Raw genomic sequence first — 279 nt, forward strand, 5'->3', positions numbered from 1 at the left:
CTCTTCCGGGCTCGCCGCCGCGTCGTAGAGATAGACCTCGAGGGCATCGGCGGACGCGAAGTTGCGCAGCGCGACCTCGATCATATCGCTGAACCGAAACACGCCGAGCACGAAACCGACCAGCGCCTTTCGCCGATCGGCGATCGTCGCCGGCTCGGCCCTCGAATCGTAGATCGGAAGCACGGTCAAGAAGGCCGCCTGATCGTCGTCGGCCTGGACCAGGGCGACCTGCTGGGCGGCGATCATCTGCCCGGTGTCGCGTGCCCGATCCAGGATCCG

1 protein-coding gene is annotated in these 279 nt (G+C 66.7%); it reads right to left on the reverse strand.

Annotated features, from left to right (window positions below; translation table 11 throughout):
* Window positions 1–279 (reverse strand): CHASE domain-containing protein (locus L9G74_RS20345; protein ID WP_238898586.1); only part of this gene is annotated, 279 nt, incomplete at both ends.

Source organism: Shewanella electrica (genome assembly GCF_022321485.1).
GTDB lineage: Bacteria > Pseudomonadota > Gammaproteobacteria > Enterobacterales > Shewanellaceae > Shewanella > Shewanella electrica.